The sequence below is a fragment of the Parvularculales bacterium genome (assembly GCA_036881865.1).
Taxonomy (GTDB): domain Bacteria; phylum Pseudomonadota; class Alphaproteobacteria; order JAPOUT01; family JBAJNM01; genus JBAJNM01.
This window is the reverse complement of sequence record JBAJNM010000043.1, coordinates 1-15,895: the sequence shown is the minus strand read 5'-3', so window position 1 is coordinate 15,895 and position 15,895 is coordinate 1. Positions and strand designations below refer to the sequence as shown.

14 protein-coding genes are annotated in these 15,895 nt (G+C 53.0%); 8 read left to right on the top strand and 6 right to left on the bottom strand.

Annotation, left to right across the window (positions count from 1 at the left end; all coding sequences use genetic code 11):
- Positions 1-375 (top strand): EamA family transporter (locus V6Z81_08610; protein ID MEG9862525.1); only part of this gene is annotated, 375 nt, incomplete at its 5' end.
- Between the two features lie 334 nt (positions 376-709).
- Complete coding sequence (locus tag V6Z81_08605) at positions 710-895, top strand: hypothetical protein (GenBank protein MEG9862524.1); 186 nt, start codon at positions 710-712, stop codon at positions 893-895.
- A 262-nt stretch (positions 896-1,157) separates the two neighbouring features.
- Here V6Z81_08605 and V6Z81_08600 read toward each other — a convergent pair whose 3' ends face one another.
- Complete coding sequence (locus V6Z81_08600; GenBank protein MEG9862523.1) at positions 1,158-4,106, bottom strand: hypothetical protein; 2,949 nt, start codon at positions 4,104-4,106, stop codon at positions 1,158-1,160.
- A gap of 54 nt (positions 4,107-4,160) precedes the next feature.
- Here V6Z81_08600 and V6Z81_08595 point away from each other — a divergent pair, with 54 nt between their 5' ends.
- The 3 genes from V6Z81_08595 (at position 4,161) to V6Z81_08585 (ending at position 7,675) form a co-directional block, all read left to right on the top strand.
- Positions 4,161-4,403, top strand: a complete 243-nt coding sequence (locus V6Z81_08595; GenBank protein ID MEG9862522.1) for a hypothetical protein — start codon at positions 4,161-4,163, stop codon at positions 4,401-4,403.
- A 424-nt stretch (positions 4,404-4,827) separates the two neighbouring features.
- On the top strand, positions 4,828-6,099 hold the full coding sequence (locus tag V6Z81_08590; GenBank protein MEG9862521.1) for an imelysin family protein: 1,272 nt from the start codon (positions 4,828-4,830) through the stop codon (positions 6,097-6,099).
- A gap of 13 nt (positions 6,100-6,112) precedes the next feature.
- Complete coding sequence (locus tag V6Z81_08585; GenBank protein ID MEG9862520.1) at positions 6,113-7,675, top strand: di-heme oxidoredictase family protein; 1,563 nt, start codon at positions 6,113-6,115, stop codon at positions 7,673-7,675.
- A gap of 19 nt (positions 7,676-7,694) precedes the next feature.
- On the opposite strand, the gene V6Z81_08580 is transcribed toward V6Z81_08585, so the two are convergent.
- Positions 7,695-8,435: a hypothetical protein gene (locus V6Z81_08580; protein ID MEG9862519.1), complete on the bottom strand. Its 741-nt coding sequence runs from the start codon at positions 8,433-8,435 to the stop codon at positions 7,695-7,697.
- Positions 8,436-8,617: 182 nt separating this feature from the next.
- Between V6Z81_08580 and V6Z81_08575 the strand changes: the two genes are divergently transcribed.
- Positions 8,618-9,151 (top strand): DarT ssDNA thymidine ADP-ribosyltransferase family protein, encoded by a 534-nt coding sequence (locus V6Z81_08575; protein ID MEG9862518.1) that lies wholly within the window; start codon positions 8,618-8,620, stop codon positions 9,149-9,151.
- Entirely contained in the window at positions 9,152-9,796 is a 645-nt protein-coding gene (locus V6Z81_08570; protein ID MEG9862517.1) for a hypothetical protein, read from the top strand.
- 128 nt (positions 9,797-9,924) lie between these two features.
- Here the strand turns inward: V6Z81_08570 and V6Z81_08565 are convergent, their stop codons facing one another.
- The 4 genes from V6Z81_08565 to V6Z81_08550 all read right to left on the bottom strand — a co-directional run bounded on the left by V6Z81_08565 (position 9,925) and on the right by V6Z81_08550 (position 13,238).
- Entirely contained in the window at positions 9,925-10,161 is a 237-nt protein-coding gene (locus tag V6Z81_08565; protein ID MEG9862516.1) for a hypothetical protein, read from the bottom strand.
- A 72-nt stretch (positions 10,162-10,233) separates the two neighbouring features.
- Positions 10,234-10,710, bottom strand: a complete 477-nt coding sequence (gene msrA, locus V6Z81_08560; protein ID MEG9862515.1) for a peptide-methionine (S)-S-oxide reductase MsrA — start codon at positions 10,708-10,710, stop codon at positions 10,234-10,236.
- Between the two features lie 106 nt (positions 10,711-10,816).
- Positions 10,817-11,956: an acyl-CoA dehydrogenase family protein gene (locus V6Z81_08555; GenBank protein MEG9862514.1), complete on the bottom strand. Its 1,140-nt coding sequence runs from the start codon at positions 11,954-11,956 to the stop codon at positions 10,817-10,819.
- A 94-nt stretch (positions 11,957-12,050) separates the two neighbouring features.
- On the bottom strand, positions 12,051-13,238 hold the full coding sequence (locus V6Z81_08550; GenBank protein ID MEG9862513.1) for an acyl-CoA dehydrogenase family protein: 1,188 nt from the start codon (positions 13,236-13,238) through the stop codon (positions 12,051-12,053).
- Between the two features lie 251 nt (positions 13,239-13,489).
- On the opposite strand from V6Z81_08550, the gene V6Z81_08545 reads away from it, so the two are divergent.
- Positions 13,490-15,895, top strand: a 2,406-nt coding sequence (locus V6Z81_08545) for a S8 family serine peptidase (protein MEG9862512.1), incomplete at its 3' end; no start/stop codon positions are given.

Here is a 15,895-nt window from a genome sequence, read left to right as displayed (position 1 = left end):
TTGTTATATTCCGTCTACGAGGTGTTATTGCGCTACCGCTCACGCTCGGAGGATTCCGCCGCCATTGCCTTTTTTGCCAATACCCTGCCCGCCCTTTATGTGTTGCCGGTATTCTTTATTCTCCCCGCCGCTACAACGGAGGGGATTTACCCGTGGTTCTTGCTGGCCGGATTATTCGGGGCCGGATTCTGGTCTCTCACAACCCTTTCCTACGCCGGAGCCCCCGCAGCGCGTCTGGCGCCTCTCAACTATACCCAACTCATCTGGGCGGCTCTTATAGGATTTTTCCTTTTCAATGAAGCTCCACACTGGCCAACCTGGGTCGGCGCAGGTGTTATCATTGCCTCCTGCCTCTATGTTATACGACGCGGATAAACCCCTCCCCCGGCCGGTGGGGGCACCTAACCGGGCGCTTCGCGATGCCGGTACATTATCTACAATTCTATGGATATCCGGGCGCTTCGCGAGACCGGCACATTATCTTATGTTTAAAATGTTGCCGGAGTGCTCACGGCAAGGTGAACCAAGTTGATGGGTATTTTATAAGGGTATCCGGTAATCTTGCACTCTACGGATTGCCGAATCCCAACGGAAGCGGCTAAAATCGGTGCTCCGGCGTCAGAAATCAGAAAACCGGCACTAACAAGAGGAGACAGCGCGGCCGGAGGCCGACCTGTCTTCCGAATAAAAGAAATAAAGGAGACAGAACATGAAAACTTTAACAACATTGCTTTCGCTTCGTTCAAAGGCCCCTGCGGTGACAGCTATCGCTATAGTCATGGCTCTCGCCATTAGCGGACCGGTAACTTTTACTTCCGCTCCCGCTCATGCCGGTGACAGCTGGGACTGCTTCTGGGATTTTGAGTGGTCCGCAAAGCAAAACTGCAGAAATTAACGGGCTACTCCGAGTGCGAATAAGACCATTCCGGTGGTTTGCCTGATGGCATGCCGTCCGGTCTGATTACTCCGGCTCATGCCGGTGACCTGTCCGGAAGAAACCCAACACCACCTTATGGGGGACCGGAGAAGTAATGTGATGGCCGCAGGAGGGAAAATCCTGCGACCATCTTCCGGTCACCCCTGCCGAACCCGTAGCGGATCGCGGGAGAAATCCGGTTATTGCTGAAGAGAGCCTCTCGGTGACTATCCGGGGAGTACTACCGTGTTTCGCGGGTTGCTCCGAAGGATCCGTTCAGGGCCGCCGTATTGAAGCGGCCACCAACAACTTCGTGATTTGTCCCATAGAAGACTCCCGCAATTTGATCGGTACCGGCTCCTTCAAAATATCCCCGATCAAGGTCCATACCGGTATAAGAGACCGCTGCAACGGCAGATGCTGATCCGTCAATGTTTTTCCATGCATCAAGCGTCACATCGACATTGGTATTGCCGAAATCGACCATGATTGTCGCATCGCCCCTAAGGAAGGTGCGGTCATCTTTTACTGAAGCGACGGCACCCCCTTTCCAGGTACCCACACCTGCTGCGGGATTGCTATAGTTGGCCCCACCCATGCTAAAGGAAATGAACCGGTATTGCTCACTACCGTCCGCTCCCGATGCAATTTGAACGGTATTGAAAAAAGTATTACTAGTCCATCCCCCGAACGATTCAACTGTCACAGGGATGTTACTTTTTGTTCCTGTTAAACGTCCCCTCGCAAGGGTAACGCCATGGGCTTCCACACCATTAGTAATCATGGAAGTTGCACCCGTTAGATCCGAACCTGCCAGTGACAGGTCACTTATGCCTGTACGATAACTAAAATCAAGAGTACCTGCGCCGGGAACAGCAACAGAACAAGTCCTACCGACACACGCAGGTTCTACTTCACGTCCAAAGTTTTCTACTCCCGGTAGAGAAGCATGCGTATAAAACCAGTTAGACGCTCTGCTTTGAACGACTGCCAGACTCGTAGAACCGGCTGTTGGTGCAAATACTGCTAACAGATTCGGTGTCATCGCCCCCATTGTATCGCGGGTTCCGCCGAAGGCGCCGTTCAAGGTAGCGGTATTGAAGAAGCCGCCGACCTCAGTGTGATTTGTACCATAGAAACGCCCCCCAATCTGTTCGGGGGCTGGGCTAAAAAAACCGCCACCGGCGAGAGCCATATTCGCATAGGAGACTGCGGCAACAGATGGCATTGCCGTTCCATCTATCCCGAGCCATGTATCAAGCATCACATCGACAGTGGGATTGGCGGTGTCGGAGAGGTCAAGAGTGACTGTCGCATCACCGTGAAGGAATGTACGGTCCGCTTTGACCGATGCAACGGCACCGCCTGACCACGTAGCGACACCGGCGACGGGATTGCTGCCGCTTGGCACACCTGCGGTATAGGACGTGAATCGATGTATCTTGCTACCGGTCTCTCCTTGTGCAATTTGCACCGCTCCGAAAGCGCTGGCGTCAGTCCAACCCCCAAACGTTTCCAGTGCAACAGAATTGGTCAATCTTGTTCCTGATGAACGTCCCCGCGCGAGGGTAACACCGTGGGCATCAAAACCTTGTGTAATCATTGAGGAAGCAGGGGTAAAGCCTGTTCCTGTTAATGACAGGTTAGATACATTGGCAAGGCTGAATGGTACATTCGAACTGCTATCAACAGGCACAGGACAAACATTGTAAAAGCAGTTTGTAGCCAGTTCTCTTCCAAAATTGCCGGCCTCGGCACTGTCGCCAAACTCCAGATCTACGCCGGTAGCTCCAATTCTGGCCATAACATAGGCCAGACTTGTTGACCCGGCCGTTGGCACGAAAAAGTCTAACGGATGCGGCTGCCTGTAATCAGCCTTGAAGGCCCCGAGCAGGGACATGCCGGTATCGTGCGCAACGCCGAATGTTCCTGCAACATGGGCCGGCAGCACATGATCCTCTCCGGATGTATGAGCCGCTCCGTACAACTTACCACCCCACTCACCGGTCAGACCTGCAATGTCCATACCATCCGCACCCTGCGCTGTTATTCCGCCACGGCTGCTTGCAAATAATCCGCCATCCGAGCCTCCTAAACTTCTCAACGCTAATGTTATCTTATGTACCATGTTAGTCCCGCCGTTTTGATAACGAAAATTATTAACCTCCCCACGGGCATTACCTGTAAAAAAACTGCTGAGAAAGTCGACGGTGAGTTCTACATCCGCCACAAACGCATTTGTTCTGCCTGTTGCACCTTCCGTCACTCCGGGAATGAGAGCTACACCGACGGCGTGACCATTATACTTTGCCTCCCCGGTTAACTCCGCTATTCGTGCCTGAGGATAGGTATAAGCACCGGCCCCATAGGAAAATGCACCATATTTAAACATGGCTGCATTGTCAGACGTACCCACCGGAGTATTGGCCCAAAGGCCCCAGGCGATGTATTGCGTGTCAGCATTGTCCTGTCTGTCGTGTGCTATTATGGCGGTTTTATCGGCGTTCATCCTGCCGGAATCTCGGGGTACGGATTCCGGCTCAACGGATGAACCATACAATAGGATTACCTCGCCTGCCGCACCAAGGGAGGAGAGTTCATAAGGGCGTCCAACCGATATAACCGTATCGGGGTTTGTAGCAGCACCGCTATTCAGAAACACATCACTACCGTTGGTCAGGGAATAGGTTCTTACACCCATCGTGCCCGTCGCCGGTATACCTATCTCCACGACGCTTGCCTCCGAGCTCGTTGAAGACTGGGTCACATCATGTCCACCACCCGCACCGGAAGGGGTACTTCCTATTGCCGCTCTTGCAACCGATCTCGCTGCGGTCAGAGAGTGAGCGTGGAGGCTTGCGTGTTGCGACAGAGCCGCGAATTCCGCCAGCGGCGGAGCGGGCGGCATCATGTTATCGTCACCGGTCATGGTACCATCACCGGTGTCGCCGCCTCCCATACCGGCGTCATCGTCACCGCCGCCCATGTTGTCTTCATCGGGCATAATCGTTGACGGCGCACCAGTCAAACCGGTCACCGACGCATTCCGGATTACAGAGCTGCCACCCCCCCAGCACGCCGAAAGTAAAGTCATGGCAACAAGCGGTGCAAGCCACCGGGCCGTCAAACGCAGCCCTCCGGTCATTCCGGTTTTTATCGTCTGACTATCAATGCTCACCTTAGTTGTCATAATCCTCATCCTCTGTTTTTTTGAGTACACACCACCCTCAGCACGACCGGCCGGATGCCCGCACCGGAAGGAGTGCTTGCTGTTGCAACCGCCCGTGCTACAGGCAGGGCGGAGGTCAGATATGAAACAACCCCTCTCCCGGTCAGCGTCGGCAGGGGTGGCCGTCATTTTGGGAGGGAGAGGGGCCGTGTTAGCGGGGACAACAAAGTCCCGTTCGTATGTGCTCATGCCGGTATCCACCGGATAGCGGCATTCGGAGCCATCCGGCGGGTGTGCCGCCGGACGCATGAAACTTGAAATATCAATTGAGGAGGGGTTTTGAAAAGCTTGCGCGTGAACCCCGCTACCGCGATGGTGCCTAACTCCTGTTAGGGAGATGTAATAATGAAGCCTTGTCATGATACCCTCTCATGACAGACCTACCCCTGTGACACAGATGTCGGTATAACCCCGGCGCATTGACAGAGTCATCTTTTCTTCATCAGGGGGTCCGTTTTATGGCGCAAAACCAAAGAAAAAAAGTGCCGGTTAACAAATCCAAAACGAGCCGATCAGGACAGAATCACGGAGAATCGATTCGCTTATTACGTAAATTCATGATCTTCATTGAAAAATCAGCACCGGAATTTTTGAAATAAAAATAGAGGGCTTGACACTATATTGAGAATGATTATCATTATCATTTATTGCCTGCCCCGCAGACCACCATCATAAAAAAACAATGAAAAACACCCTTGTCGCCGGCACTCTCATGGCCCTTGGCCTTGTCTCGCCTGCCATGGCCGACGGGCGCATATCTAAAGCGGCCATTCTGGACCATTATGCCGACATCGCCGAAGCAAAATATACGGACAGTCTGATCACCGCCCGGCGTCTGCAAGATGCGGTTGACGCGCTCATTGCAAATCCTTCGGCCGGTGCGCTTCAAAAGGCAAAATCCGCCTGGCTGGCGGCACGCATCCCGTATCAGCAAACCGAAGTCTTCCGGTTCGGTAATGCCATCGTTGATGACTGGGAAGGAAAAGTGAATGCATGGCCACTGGATGAAGGTCTGATTGATTATGTTGATGCTTCCTACGGCGGAGCGACGGATGAAAACGGTGCCGCCGTTTTGAATGTTATTGCTAATCCGGCTTTCACCCTGTCAGGGAAAAGAATTGATGCGTCCCGGATTACACCGGCGCTGCTGGAAGAAACACTCCACGAGGCCACCGGCGTGGAAGCCAATGTTGCCACCGGATATCACGCCATCGAGTTTCTGTTATGGGGTCAGGACCTGAACGGTCACGGCACCGGCGCAGGCAACCGCCCCTGGACCGATTATGCGGGGGGCAATGGTTGCACGAACGGCCATTGCAACCGCCGCGGCGATTATCTCAAGGCCGCAACCGGTCTGCTCGTTTCTGATCTGGAATGGATGGTTGCCCAATGGGCCGAAGGCGGCGCGGCGCGCACCGGGGTGACGGCGGACGACGATGCCGGCCTCTCCGCCATGCTGACAGGCATGGGCTCTCTTTCATACGGAGAAGTGGCGGGCGAGCGTATGCGCCTTGGCCTCATGTTGAATGATCCCGAAGAAGAACATTCCTGCTTTGCCGACAATACCCATAATGATCATTATTATGACGGGCTGGGCGTTCAGAATATCTACCTTGGCACCTATATCCGGATTGACGGAACGGCTGTTTCGGGCCCTTCTCCGGCGGATCTGGTCTCTGCGGTTGATGCGGGTCTGGATGCCGAAATGCAGGATAAATTATCCGATACGATGAGGGCTCTGGGCCGTATCAAGGCGACCGCCGAAGCCGGGTTTGCCTACGACCGGATGCTGGAACGCGGCAACGGGGCCGGTGAAGCCCTGATTATGGGTGGCGTGAACAGTCTGATTGACCAGACCCGGACCATTGAACGCATCGTTGCTGCGTTAGGCGTCAGCACCATCGAGATTGAAGGCTCCGACAGCCTTGACGACCCGGGGGCCATATTCCAATAGATAAGCAAAAAATATGCGCGCCCTAACGTATCGAAAATGGCTGGTGCTGGGTGGGGCAATCTTCCTGTTGTCAGGATTGGTGCTGTTGGGAACGGTCTTGTTTGAAGATGAGTTTTCTCTGATCAATACCGACCCGCACCTCAACATCATCCCGAGAACGGAGGTGGAAGCCGAACGCATCAAATCGGCGACAATGCCACCAGCGGATTTCAGCACGCCTCAAAGGTTTGAAGAAATGTCCGGCGGGGCGGCGACCGTGCGCGTCTTGCGCAATGCCGATGCGTTTTCCCAACCGTCGAAGAATATCCCGTTTGAGGGGGAGTTGGACTTCCATGTCGGCAACGGGTTGTTTCGAAAACTGTGGGTGTCATCTCCGTCTTCGACTTTGGCCTCTGACGGTCTCGGACCGCTATTCAATGCGCGGGCGTGCCAGCGGTGTCACATCAAGGACGGGCGCGGCCATCCGCCTGCCGACAATGACGACAATGCCATATCACTATTGATGCGTATCGGCATACCAACCCTGCGGTCTGATCTGAAAAACCAAATCAAAGCCTATCTCGCCACGAAACCCGATTCCAATTACGGCAGCCAAATTCAGGATTTGGCCGTTGCCGGTCAAGCGGCTGAAGCCAGAGTGCACATCACTTATGAAGAGATTGAAGTCCCTCTGGCAGGTGGTGAGGTGGCGATGCTGCGCAAACCGGCATATACGCTCGTTGATCCCGGATACGGGCCTTTGCATCCGGACGTACAGATCAGCCCCCGTGTCGCACCACAGATGATCGGGCTCGGATTGCTGGAGGCGATTCCGGCCAAAGACATCCTTGCCCATGCCGACCCCGATGATGCCAACAATGACGGCATATCGGGGCGCCCTAATGTGGTCTGGTCATACGAATTTGAGCGGCCCATGCTGGGCCGGTTCGGACTGAAGGCCGGAAAGCCCACCATTCACGAACAGGCGGCTACCGCCTTTTCCGCCGACATCGGGATTTCCAGCCCGCTTTTTCCGGCCCCTGCCGGAGATTGCACGTCTCATCAACATGCCTGTGTGGACGCACCGCATGGCGATAGCGATGAACGCGGGACGGAGATTGATCAAACCGGCATGGACCTTGTGACCTTCTACAGCCGCAATCTGGCGGTTCCCATGCGGCGCGATGTGGATGACCCGGATGTTCTGCGCGGAAAAGAAGTGTTCACCACCACCGGTTGTGCCTCCTGTCATCAACCATCATTTGTAACGCACAGATTAAGCGACAGACCGGAACAGAGTTTTCAGCTGATCTGGCCATACACCGATATGTTGCTGCATGACATGGGGCCGGGGCTGGCCGACGGTCTGCCCGAAGGGGCTGCGACAGGTTCGGAATGGCGTACATCACCCCTGTGGGGAATCGGATTAACGGAACAGGTTTCAGGTCACACGAATTTTCTGCATGACGGCCGTGCAAGATCATTGCTTGAAGCGATCCTATGGCATGGCGGTGAGGCGCAACCCCAACGTGATGCCGTGACAAAACTACGGCCCGAAGACCGCGCAGCGCTAATTAAATTTCTGGAGAGTCTTTAGGATTTTGAAATGCGTGACGCTATGAACGTTTCTTAGTGATCTTCTTCAGGTTGTACAAAACGGGATTTGCACTTCCACGCGGCTTATTGATAGAACGGTTCAAGTATTGATCCCTAATCTTATCCGGGGCTTGTTTGCCGTTAAAACCCCATCGCGTTCTCCCCTTACTGTCCTGTTTTTGGTACCAACCACCTTCGTCAACCTCAAAGACTTCAACAATATATCCGCCATATTCAGAAAGAACGTACTTGAGTTCCGGTATACGCTTTGGCGAAATAAGCCAGCTTTCTTTTGTTGCGTCATAGTAATCTTTTGTGCCTTTCGCGCGTTTATATTCTTGGTTGATATTGACTATCACACAGCCATCCCCCAGTTCTTCCAAGGGCTTAGCCGAATACTTTCTATAAATTTGTTCAACTGTCATTAGGCCAAATGCACTTGACTTGTGACCTCGCATAATGTTGGTCAAGTCCAGATCAAAAAAGTCTGAAAAGTCAATCAAAGCTGTTTCAATGGCAAATGCCGTTACCTTATCTAAGCCATGGCGTACAATAACGTGTTTAACACTCTCCCCACACGCTTTTATCTCTCTTATTTTTTCGAGTTTATCAGAATCAGACGGCTGCATTAAATCATCTGCAGCGTGCGCAAACACCCTATTTCCCTTTCCTTTTCCAATATAAAATGGCTTGTTGTCACGCGGATCGACCAAGCAATACACATAATACCCAACAGCTTCTTCAGTTTTCTTGTCAAACACCACTGCTTCTCCTTTTGAGTTTCAGATTTTAAGAAAAATTTACTATAATTTAGATAAAGCAGTTTACCAAAAAAGAAGAAATATCTTTTATGAAAGAAAGTCAGAAATGTTGGTGCCTAAAATGGTAGGACCAAAAATGATTAGATACAGATGAATGGCTAAGCGACTAAAAGAGGAAGAATATGAGTGTTCAAAAACTTATCGAATACATAAAAAACAGGGAAAAGTATTCATGTCTTTATCATTTCACAGATAAAGAGAATCTAGCATCAATTGATGAGCATGGTCTTCTATCCACTCGAGAACGAGAATCTAAAGGCATAAACCCCAAAAATCGGGGCGGAGATGTAAAGAGCCATAGGTTGGATAGAGAAAAAGGTCTTGATAAGTACGTCTGTCTCAGCTTCACCGATTATCTCCCTCTTTATTTTGCAGCTACAAATGACGGTAGGATCCCTAATCCCACTTATCTTAAAATAGATCCAGAAATCTTACACGTTGATAACGTTGCGTTTACCTACGGTGTTGCAACTGCACATAACGCTATCCGAATGCCAATAGCTGGTGCTATAGAGCAAATCTACAGAGATATTTACGGTTTAGACGAAGAAGGAAATCCAACGAGGCCAAAAAATTCTCTTTCTACGGAGGCACACAAGTCAGAAATTTTAGTACCTAAAAGGATAGAACAGAAAATGATTATCGGAAAAGTTTGAATGGCTAAGCGTCCAGTGTTCATTCCGGATTTTTCTAAACAAAATCTCTCTAAGGAACAAATGTTTGAGTTTATCTGGTCAGGCGGCTTCGCCGAAGTTCAGAAGAAGAAGAATATTAAAGCATTGCATGAAGCCGCTGCAAAAAATGGGATAAAGAGCATCCTTGAGGTTTCGACTAAGTCAGAGGAAGAAATCGGCCAGAAACTTAGTGCCTTTAACCTGAAATACCAAATTGGCGAAAAATTTTATCCTCTTGAAAGTGTTTACCAAGGATCAAAGGTTTTTGAGGAAGGTGGACCCTTTAAGCAAGTGTTTGAACTAGAACCCCGGGAAGCCAGAAAATTCATCCGAGAATTGAATTACGACAAGCTCAAAGCCTATGAACTTGAGGGTAAAACCTATCCCCTAACCCCCTTCAATGCCTTTTATGATTGGCTGTATATTCGTTCCCTTGCCGATCATGCAAAATGGATCAAGTCGAATGTCAAACATGAAGCCTTTACAGATATTGAGTTTAATCCTAAAAAGCAATTCAACTGCCAAGCTAGGGCTTTGGCCGAATATTTATCATTGTTAAAGAAAAACAAACTGTCTGAAGCTGTTTCAAATTTTGATGTTTTCCAGTCGATGCTAAGCACAATCTAGTCCAACCGTAACCGTCTGCTCCAGATAAACACTGTCTATGCTACCGTCATGGGGATGACGTCCGCAACGCTCTTGCAGGTCTTACCCTGCAACCACAAAACCAGCTTATGCTGTTTTCAGATGTTGTTTTAACTGTCGGTCTTGCCCCGAACAAAAGTGGCGGCGTAGTAGATATCCCCGTCCAATAATTCGTCGGGTTCGCCGAGCCCATCGGTCACCAGAAATTTGCGTGGTGTTATCGTCCCCTCAAGGCGGTACCCTTTCTCCGACATGTTACGCCGGTGAAACTCCATAGCGGCGGGCGTAAAATCTTTCGCCAGCACCGTAATGCGTTCAGGCCATTCATCTTTTTTATCGGACATCATAAGAACTCCACTTTATATAGGTGACTTGTCCTGCATATCACCCGTTCCGGCATCATAGCCTGACGGGTACCCTTACAACAGGCCAAAAAGCCGCCGCCCGCTGTTCTTTTCCTCATAGCGCTGATGATATTCCTCCGCCCGCCAAAACTGTCCGGCCGGGGTGATTTCCGTTACCGGCGGTGAGGAAAGCCCCCCGTTTGACGCAAGATCTTCTTTTGAAGTCTGAGCCTGATCTGCCTGCTCCTGCGTATGGGTGAAAATAGCCGAGCGGTACTGACTGCCCACATCAGGCCCCTGACGGTTCAGGGTCGTGGGGTCATGACACATCCAGAAAGCGCTTAAGAGGTCATCATAAGAAACCCGGTCCGGATCAAAGACAACACGGATAGCCTCAGCATGACCCGTATTGCCCGTACAGACCTGTTCATACGTCGGGCTTTCCGTATGGCCGCCAGTATATCCCACCTCTACATCCTGAACGCCGGGGATACGCCGGAAAGCAGACTCAACTCCCCAAAAGCAACCGGCAGCAAAAGTAGCCGTTTCCATAAGATTTCTCCCTTTCAGATTTCTCTCTTGTCAGGCCAACCAAGCCCTCTTATGAGATGGGCGTTCAAACACCCCCTGTCAATATGGCTCTCTACCAACGGGAGCCTTAAAAACCTTCCAAAGCCCCGTAGCGGTCGCAATGAAAGGCAACGTCTCCCAGTATGGTTGCCTGCACCCGGGCGCGTTTCATAAATAATCCCATATCGACTTCATCGGTCATGCCAATGCCGCCGTGCATCTGCACGCCTTCATTGGTAATCAACCGCGACGCCTCACCAAGACGCGCCTTGGTCAGAGACGCCATTTGCGGAATATCATTGCGCCGCTCATCAACGGCGCTCATGGCATCCAGAACCACGGAGCGGCAGATTTCCACCTCACAGAACATTTCGGCGGCGCGGTGTTTAAGAGCCTGAAAAGAGCCTATGGGAACACCAAACTGTTGCCGGTCTTTGAGGTACTCAATGGTGCGGTCAAAGACTTCGTTAATTCCCCCCAGCATTTCAGCGGCCATGCCAACGCGTCCCTGATCCAGAACGGGCTCCAGAATATCCGCACCGCCACCGGGTGAACCGATGATGGCATCGCCGGAGAGTTGTACGCCGGTCAGGGTTATGTCGGCAGCATTGCGGTTGTCCACCATCAAACGCCGCTCCCCTGAAACACCGGAGGTTTCAGGGTCAACCAGAAACAGGGCCAGCCCTTCCCGCTCATCTGCCTTGCCGGAAACACGCGCTACAACGATCAGCTTACCGGCGCTATGACCATCCAGAACAAAGCGTTTCGTTCCGTTCAAAGACCAGCCATCGCCTTTCTTTTCTGCACGGGTTTCAATGTGTGCCGGCGCATGATGCGGACCCTCTTCAAGGGCAAGGGCGGTAATCATATCGCCGGCGGCTATGGCCGGGAGGAGAGTCTTCTTTTGCTCTTCAGAGCCGCCAAGGCGGATGATCCCGGCACCCAGTAATGCCGTAGAAAACAAGGGGGATGCCGCCAGCGTACGGCCCGCCTGTTCCAAAACAAGCCCCAGACCCATAACGCCGAAATCCGAGCCGCCATATTCTTCGGGAATAAGAATGCCTGCAAACCCCAGCCCGGCCATTTCTTTCCACAGGGCACGGTCAAAACCGGTTTCATCCTCTGTGTCACGCAAATGACGTAAATTAGAGACCGGCATTTTTTCGTTGAAAAATTGCGCCGCCGTATCTTTGAGCATCGTCTGCTCTTCAGTTAACACAAATGCCATTACCGTTTTCTCTCCATGACTTTTATATCCACGTCTCTTATATCCATGCCCGGGGGATCGTTTATCTGAAAAATCTTACAGGCAGAATTTGCCGTTAGTCCGGCAGACCCAGAACCCGTTTAGCGATAACGTTGAGTTGAACCTCCGACGTACCCCCCTCAATGGAGTTGGCCCTGGAACGCAACCACTGGCGGGTCGTGTTCAGTTCGCCCCCCGTAAATCCTTCGCCTTCCCAGCCAAGACCCTGTGAACCCAGAAGTTTCATCAACAGTTCATAGCGGCGCTTGTTGAGTTCGGTGCCGTAATATTTAAACATGGAGGACGCCGCACCCGGGCCGGACCCCGCCTTGGCCTCCTCCGCCGAACGCCGCAGGCTCAGACCAAAAGCGCGGGCATCCATTTTCTGGCGGGCGACCTCTTCGCGCATGGACGCAATGGCGATATGCCCGTCCTGTTCACCAAAATAGGTTTTGGCGGTCTCTTCCAGCCCGCCGCTGGAGCCCGCCCCTCCTACGGTGCCCATGGCTGAAATCATGGTGCGCTCATGTTGAAGCAACTGTTTGGCGATCGTCCAGCCCTTGTTGAGTTCTCCGACGAGATTTCCCTTGGGCACTTTAACGTCGGTTATAAATGTTTCGCAAAAGGGCGAGGCCCCGCTAATCAGACGAATGGGACGGGCCTCAACGCCCGGATTATCCATATCAATGAGCAGAAAACTAATGCCGTCATGCTTTTTGCTCGTATCGGTCCGCACCAGACAAAAAATCCAGTCGGCATGGTCGGCGTAGGATGTCCATACCTTCTGCCCGTTGACCAGATAATAATCGCCCTTGTCTTCGGCACGGGTTTGCAGACCGGCAAGGTCCGACCCTGCGCCCGGTTCGGAATAGCCCTGACACCAGCGAATTTCGCCCCGGATAATTTTCGGTAAATGCTCATGCTTCTGTTCTTCGCTGGCAAATTCAAGCAAGGCCGGGCCCAGCATCCAGACGCCAAAACTCATCAGGGCGGGGCGTGCATGAATCCGGCGCAGTTCATCCTGAAGAACGAGATTTTCCTGAGAGGTCAGACCGCCGCCGCCATATTCCTCCGGCCACATGGGGGCCGTCCAGCCGCGTCCGGCCATACGGTCCAGCCAGACCTTGCTGTCAGGATTGGGCCATTGAGCGTTGCGTCCTCCCCACGGAGACTCCTCCTCCGGCATCGGTGTGCGCATGGAGGCCGGACAATTATCCTCCAGCCATGCTCTCGTTTCGGTGCGGAATGTATCCAGATTGCTCATCGTCCCTCCTTTTCGTCCATACCCGGCATAATGACATCCCATGCTATTCATTTGCATCCGTAAAGACAACCTCCCCCGGAAACCGGCATAACTCCCTAAAAAAGCACCACACTATGACAGTGTCCGAAATCCGGGATCAAAACCTATGGTATGATGCCGTCTCGAGAGGGGTTAACACAGGGCATTTTTTATATTCAGAGTAGAGACGGGGTTTCGTGTGGTAGATGCACATAAACAGGGCTAGAGGGTTTATGCGGGTTTCAACCATATCCCTGTTTACCGCGCTTGCTTTTTGCAGTGTTCTCACTGCCTGCGGAGGCGGGGGCAGCGCACTTCCGGGTGGCAACTCCGGCGGCATAACACCGCCCCCCGTTACGCCCCCGCAAACCCAAACCTGTGGTCAGGGCGTCACGGCCATGTGTGACTTTGGCTGTACGGACAGCGCCGGCGCAGATGTTGACCGTGGTGATATTGTGTCCGCTTCAGAAACTCTGACCTGTAAGCCTGAACCGACACGAACCTGTACGTGCACACATGGCTGTACGGTCAGTGGCGGTGACGATGTCAAAAACGGCGATCCGGCACCCGCTTCGGCAACGCTGACCTGTAAGTCAGCACCTGTTACACCTCCACCGGCAACCCAGACCTGTATGTGTACACATGGCTGTACGGTTAGTGGCGGTGACGATGTCAAAAACGGCGACCCGGCACCCGCTTCGGCAATGCTGGCCTGTAAGTCAGCACCACAGACCCTGGAACAGCAGGCCGCAAGTATCAGAGCCACATGTCCTACAGACGGGACAGAGCAAAAACCCGAGTTCTGCGAACAAACAGGCCTGCGCACCATCAAAAACGAATATGCGCTGGCTTTAGACGCAACGGGACAGGGAGTGACAATCGGCATTTCCGATACGGGCTTTGATCATCTCCATCCTGATCTGGGTAAAGCCTTATTCCACGACAAGAGCATACTGGCTTACCCTGTGGAGGCATCCGACGTACCAACTCCGGAGGAGGGTATGACCGTGCACTCTTCCGTCATTGACGGGGCTGCCGGCACCCTTCATGAAGATCTCATAACGGGATATGTTTGCGCTGAGGGAGGGTTCGGATATGCAGACAGGTGGCCCGAAATTGAGGCCGATCTCATTCGGAACTGCCAGAGCGAGAAACTATACATCCGGCAACCGGACCCGGATAATCCGGGAAATTATCTCTATTATAAAATTCCCACTCTTCTGGGGGACGTAGAAGGCACCACGCGCCATGGCACCGCCGTTGCCAGTGTCGCGGTGGCACAACGCGAGGAGAACAGTGGTGTCGGCGGTATAATGGGTGTCGCGCCGGGAGCACGGCTACTGGCCTTAGCCACGGTACTCCCACCTCCTGTGCCTCTTAGACGTTACTCCAGAACCGAACTCCCTCCTTCTTCACAAACAACAGATCCGGATATCGAGTTTCTGGCACCCACCTCCCAGGTGATAAACTTTAGTCACGGCATCAGGGGTATGATCCATCTCTATACCGAAGCCGAGGTGCGCACCGGACTCTCTCATATTATAAATTCCGCACGGGATGTAACCATTGCCACCGGTGAGCTGCGCGCCGGCGAGAACCCGCTCTATGTATGGGCGGCGGGAAACTTCCATTCACTGGCAAGCGGCACCCGCGAGTTCCGCCCGGGCGGTGCCTCACATCCCTCCGTTCTGGCGGGCCTGCCCTACCACATCAGGGAATTGCGGGGACGCTGGCTGGCGGCCACCGCCGTATCGGACGGGAGTACCTTTAACTTTGACGATCTCACCTCTACGATCATCCCCGACGAGGCGCGTATCGCACGTTTCGCCAACCGCTGTGGTCCCCTTCCCGCCGACTGGATCACCGACAAGGACCATGATGATTATGCCGGACGGCATTATTGCATTGCAGCACCGGGCAACAATCTTCGGGTTCTTCTGGCGGGAGCTCACGGTCCCTCAGGGGTCATCCTTCCGCACGGGAGCGGTACCTCCTATGCAGCACCTCATGTATCCGGCGCCCTTGCGGTTCTGATCGGACATTTTGATACGCTGTCGCTCAAGGAAATCCTCATACGTCTGGTTGATAGTGCCAATAACAGAGGCGACTATCTGAGCAGGAGCGAGCTCTATGGCGCGGGTCTGCTTGATCTGGAAGCCGCCTTACGGCCCATGGGGGAGATGCGGGCAACAATGGGCAGCAGCCTCAAGGGTGCTTCCCTGCCTCTGGCCGGAAGTCAACTTACCGCCGGTGCCGCTTATGGCGATGCCCTCTCATCAGCTCTTGAGCAGCGCACCATGGCGGGGTTTGACGACTATCATGCCCCCTTCTCCCTTTCTTTGCCGGGTCTTGTTACAACGCCACGTTCCTTAAGTCTTGAAGGACGGCGGGACCGCCTTGCCTCATTCACCCTTGAAACGGTGCATCCGGAAGATGGCTCCGTGCGTCTTGTGGGGCAACATGGCATGGCGGCCGTTCTGCCTCTCATTACGGGAGATAATATAATGGGGGGAGAAACCCATCTGTTCATGGCGCACCGGGCAGGTTATGGCCTGCCTCTGGGATTGCGGGCCATAGAGACAACCCACCCTCTGACGGCAGACCCCTCGGCCTTTAGCAATCCGTTCCTCGGTCTGGCA

Bases quoted from the DNA above. Each gene is read 5' to 3' on its own strand.
- V6Z81_08550 (MEG9862513.1), bottom strand. From the start codon at position 13,238: ATGAGCAATCTGGATACATTCCGCACCGAAACGAGAGCATGGCTGGAG.
- V6Z81_08585 (MEG9862520.1), top strand. From the start codon at position 6,113: ATGCGCGCCCTAACGTATCGAAAATGGCTGGTGCTGGGTGGGGCAATC.
- V6Z81_08590 (MEG9862521.1), top strand. From the start codon at position 4,828: ATGAAAAACACCCTTGTCGCCGGCACTCTCATGGCCCTTGGCCTTGTC.
- msrA (MEG9862515.1), bottom strand. From the start codon at position 10,710: ATGGAAACGGCTACTTTTGCTGCCGGTTGCTTTTGGGGAGTTGAGTCT.
- V6Z81_08565 (MEG9862516.1), bottom strand. From the start codon at position 10,161: ATGATGTCCGATAAAAAAGATGAATGGCCTGAACGCATTACGGTGCTG.
- V6Z81_08575 (MEG9862518.1), top strand. From the start codon at position 8,618: ATGAGTGTTCAAAAACTTATCGAATACATAAAAAACAGGGAAAAGTAT.
- V6Z81_08555 (MEG9862514.1), bottom strand. From the start codon at position 11,956: ATGGCATTTGTGTTAACTGAAGAGCAGACGATGCTCAAAGATACGGCG.
- V6Z81_08605 (MEG9862524.1), top strand. From the start codon at position 710: ATGAAAACTTTAACAACATTGCTTTCGCTTCGTTCAAAGGCCCCTGCG.
- V6Z81_08595 (MEG9862522.1), top strand. From the start codon at position 4,161: ATGCCCGCACCGGAAGGAGTGCTTGCTGTTGCAACCGCCCGTGCTACA.
- V6Z81_08600 (MEG9862523.1), bottom strand. From the start codon at position 4,106: ATGACAACTAAGGTGAGCATTGATAGTCAGACGATAAAAACCGGAATG.
- V6Z81_08570 (MEG9862517.1), top strand. From the start codon at position 9,152: ATGGCTAAGCGTCCAGTGTTCATTCCGGATTTTTCTAAACAAAATCTC.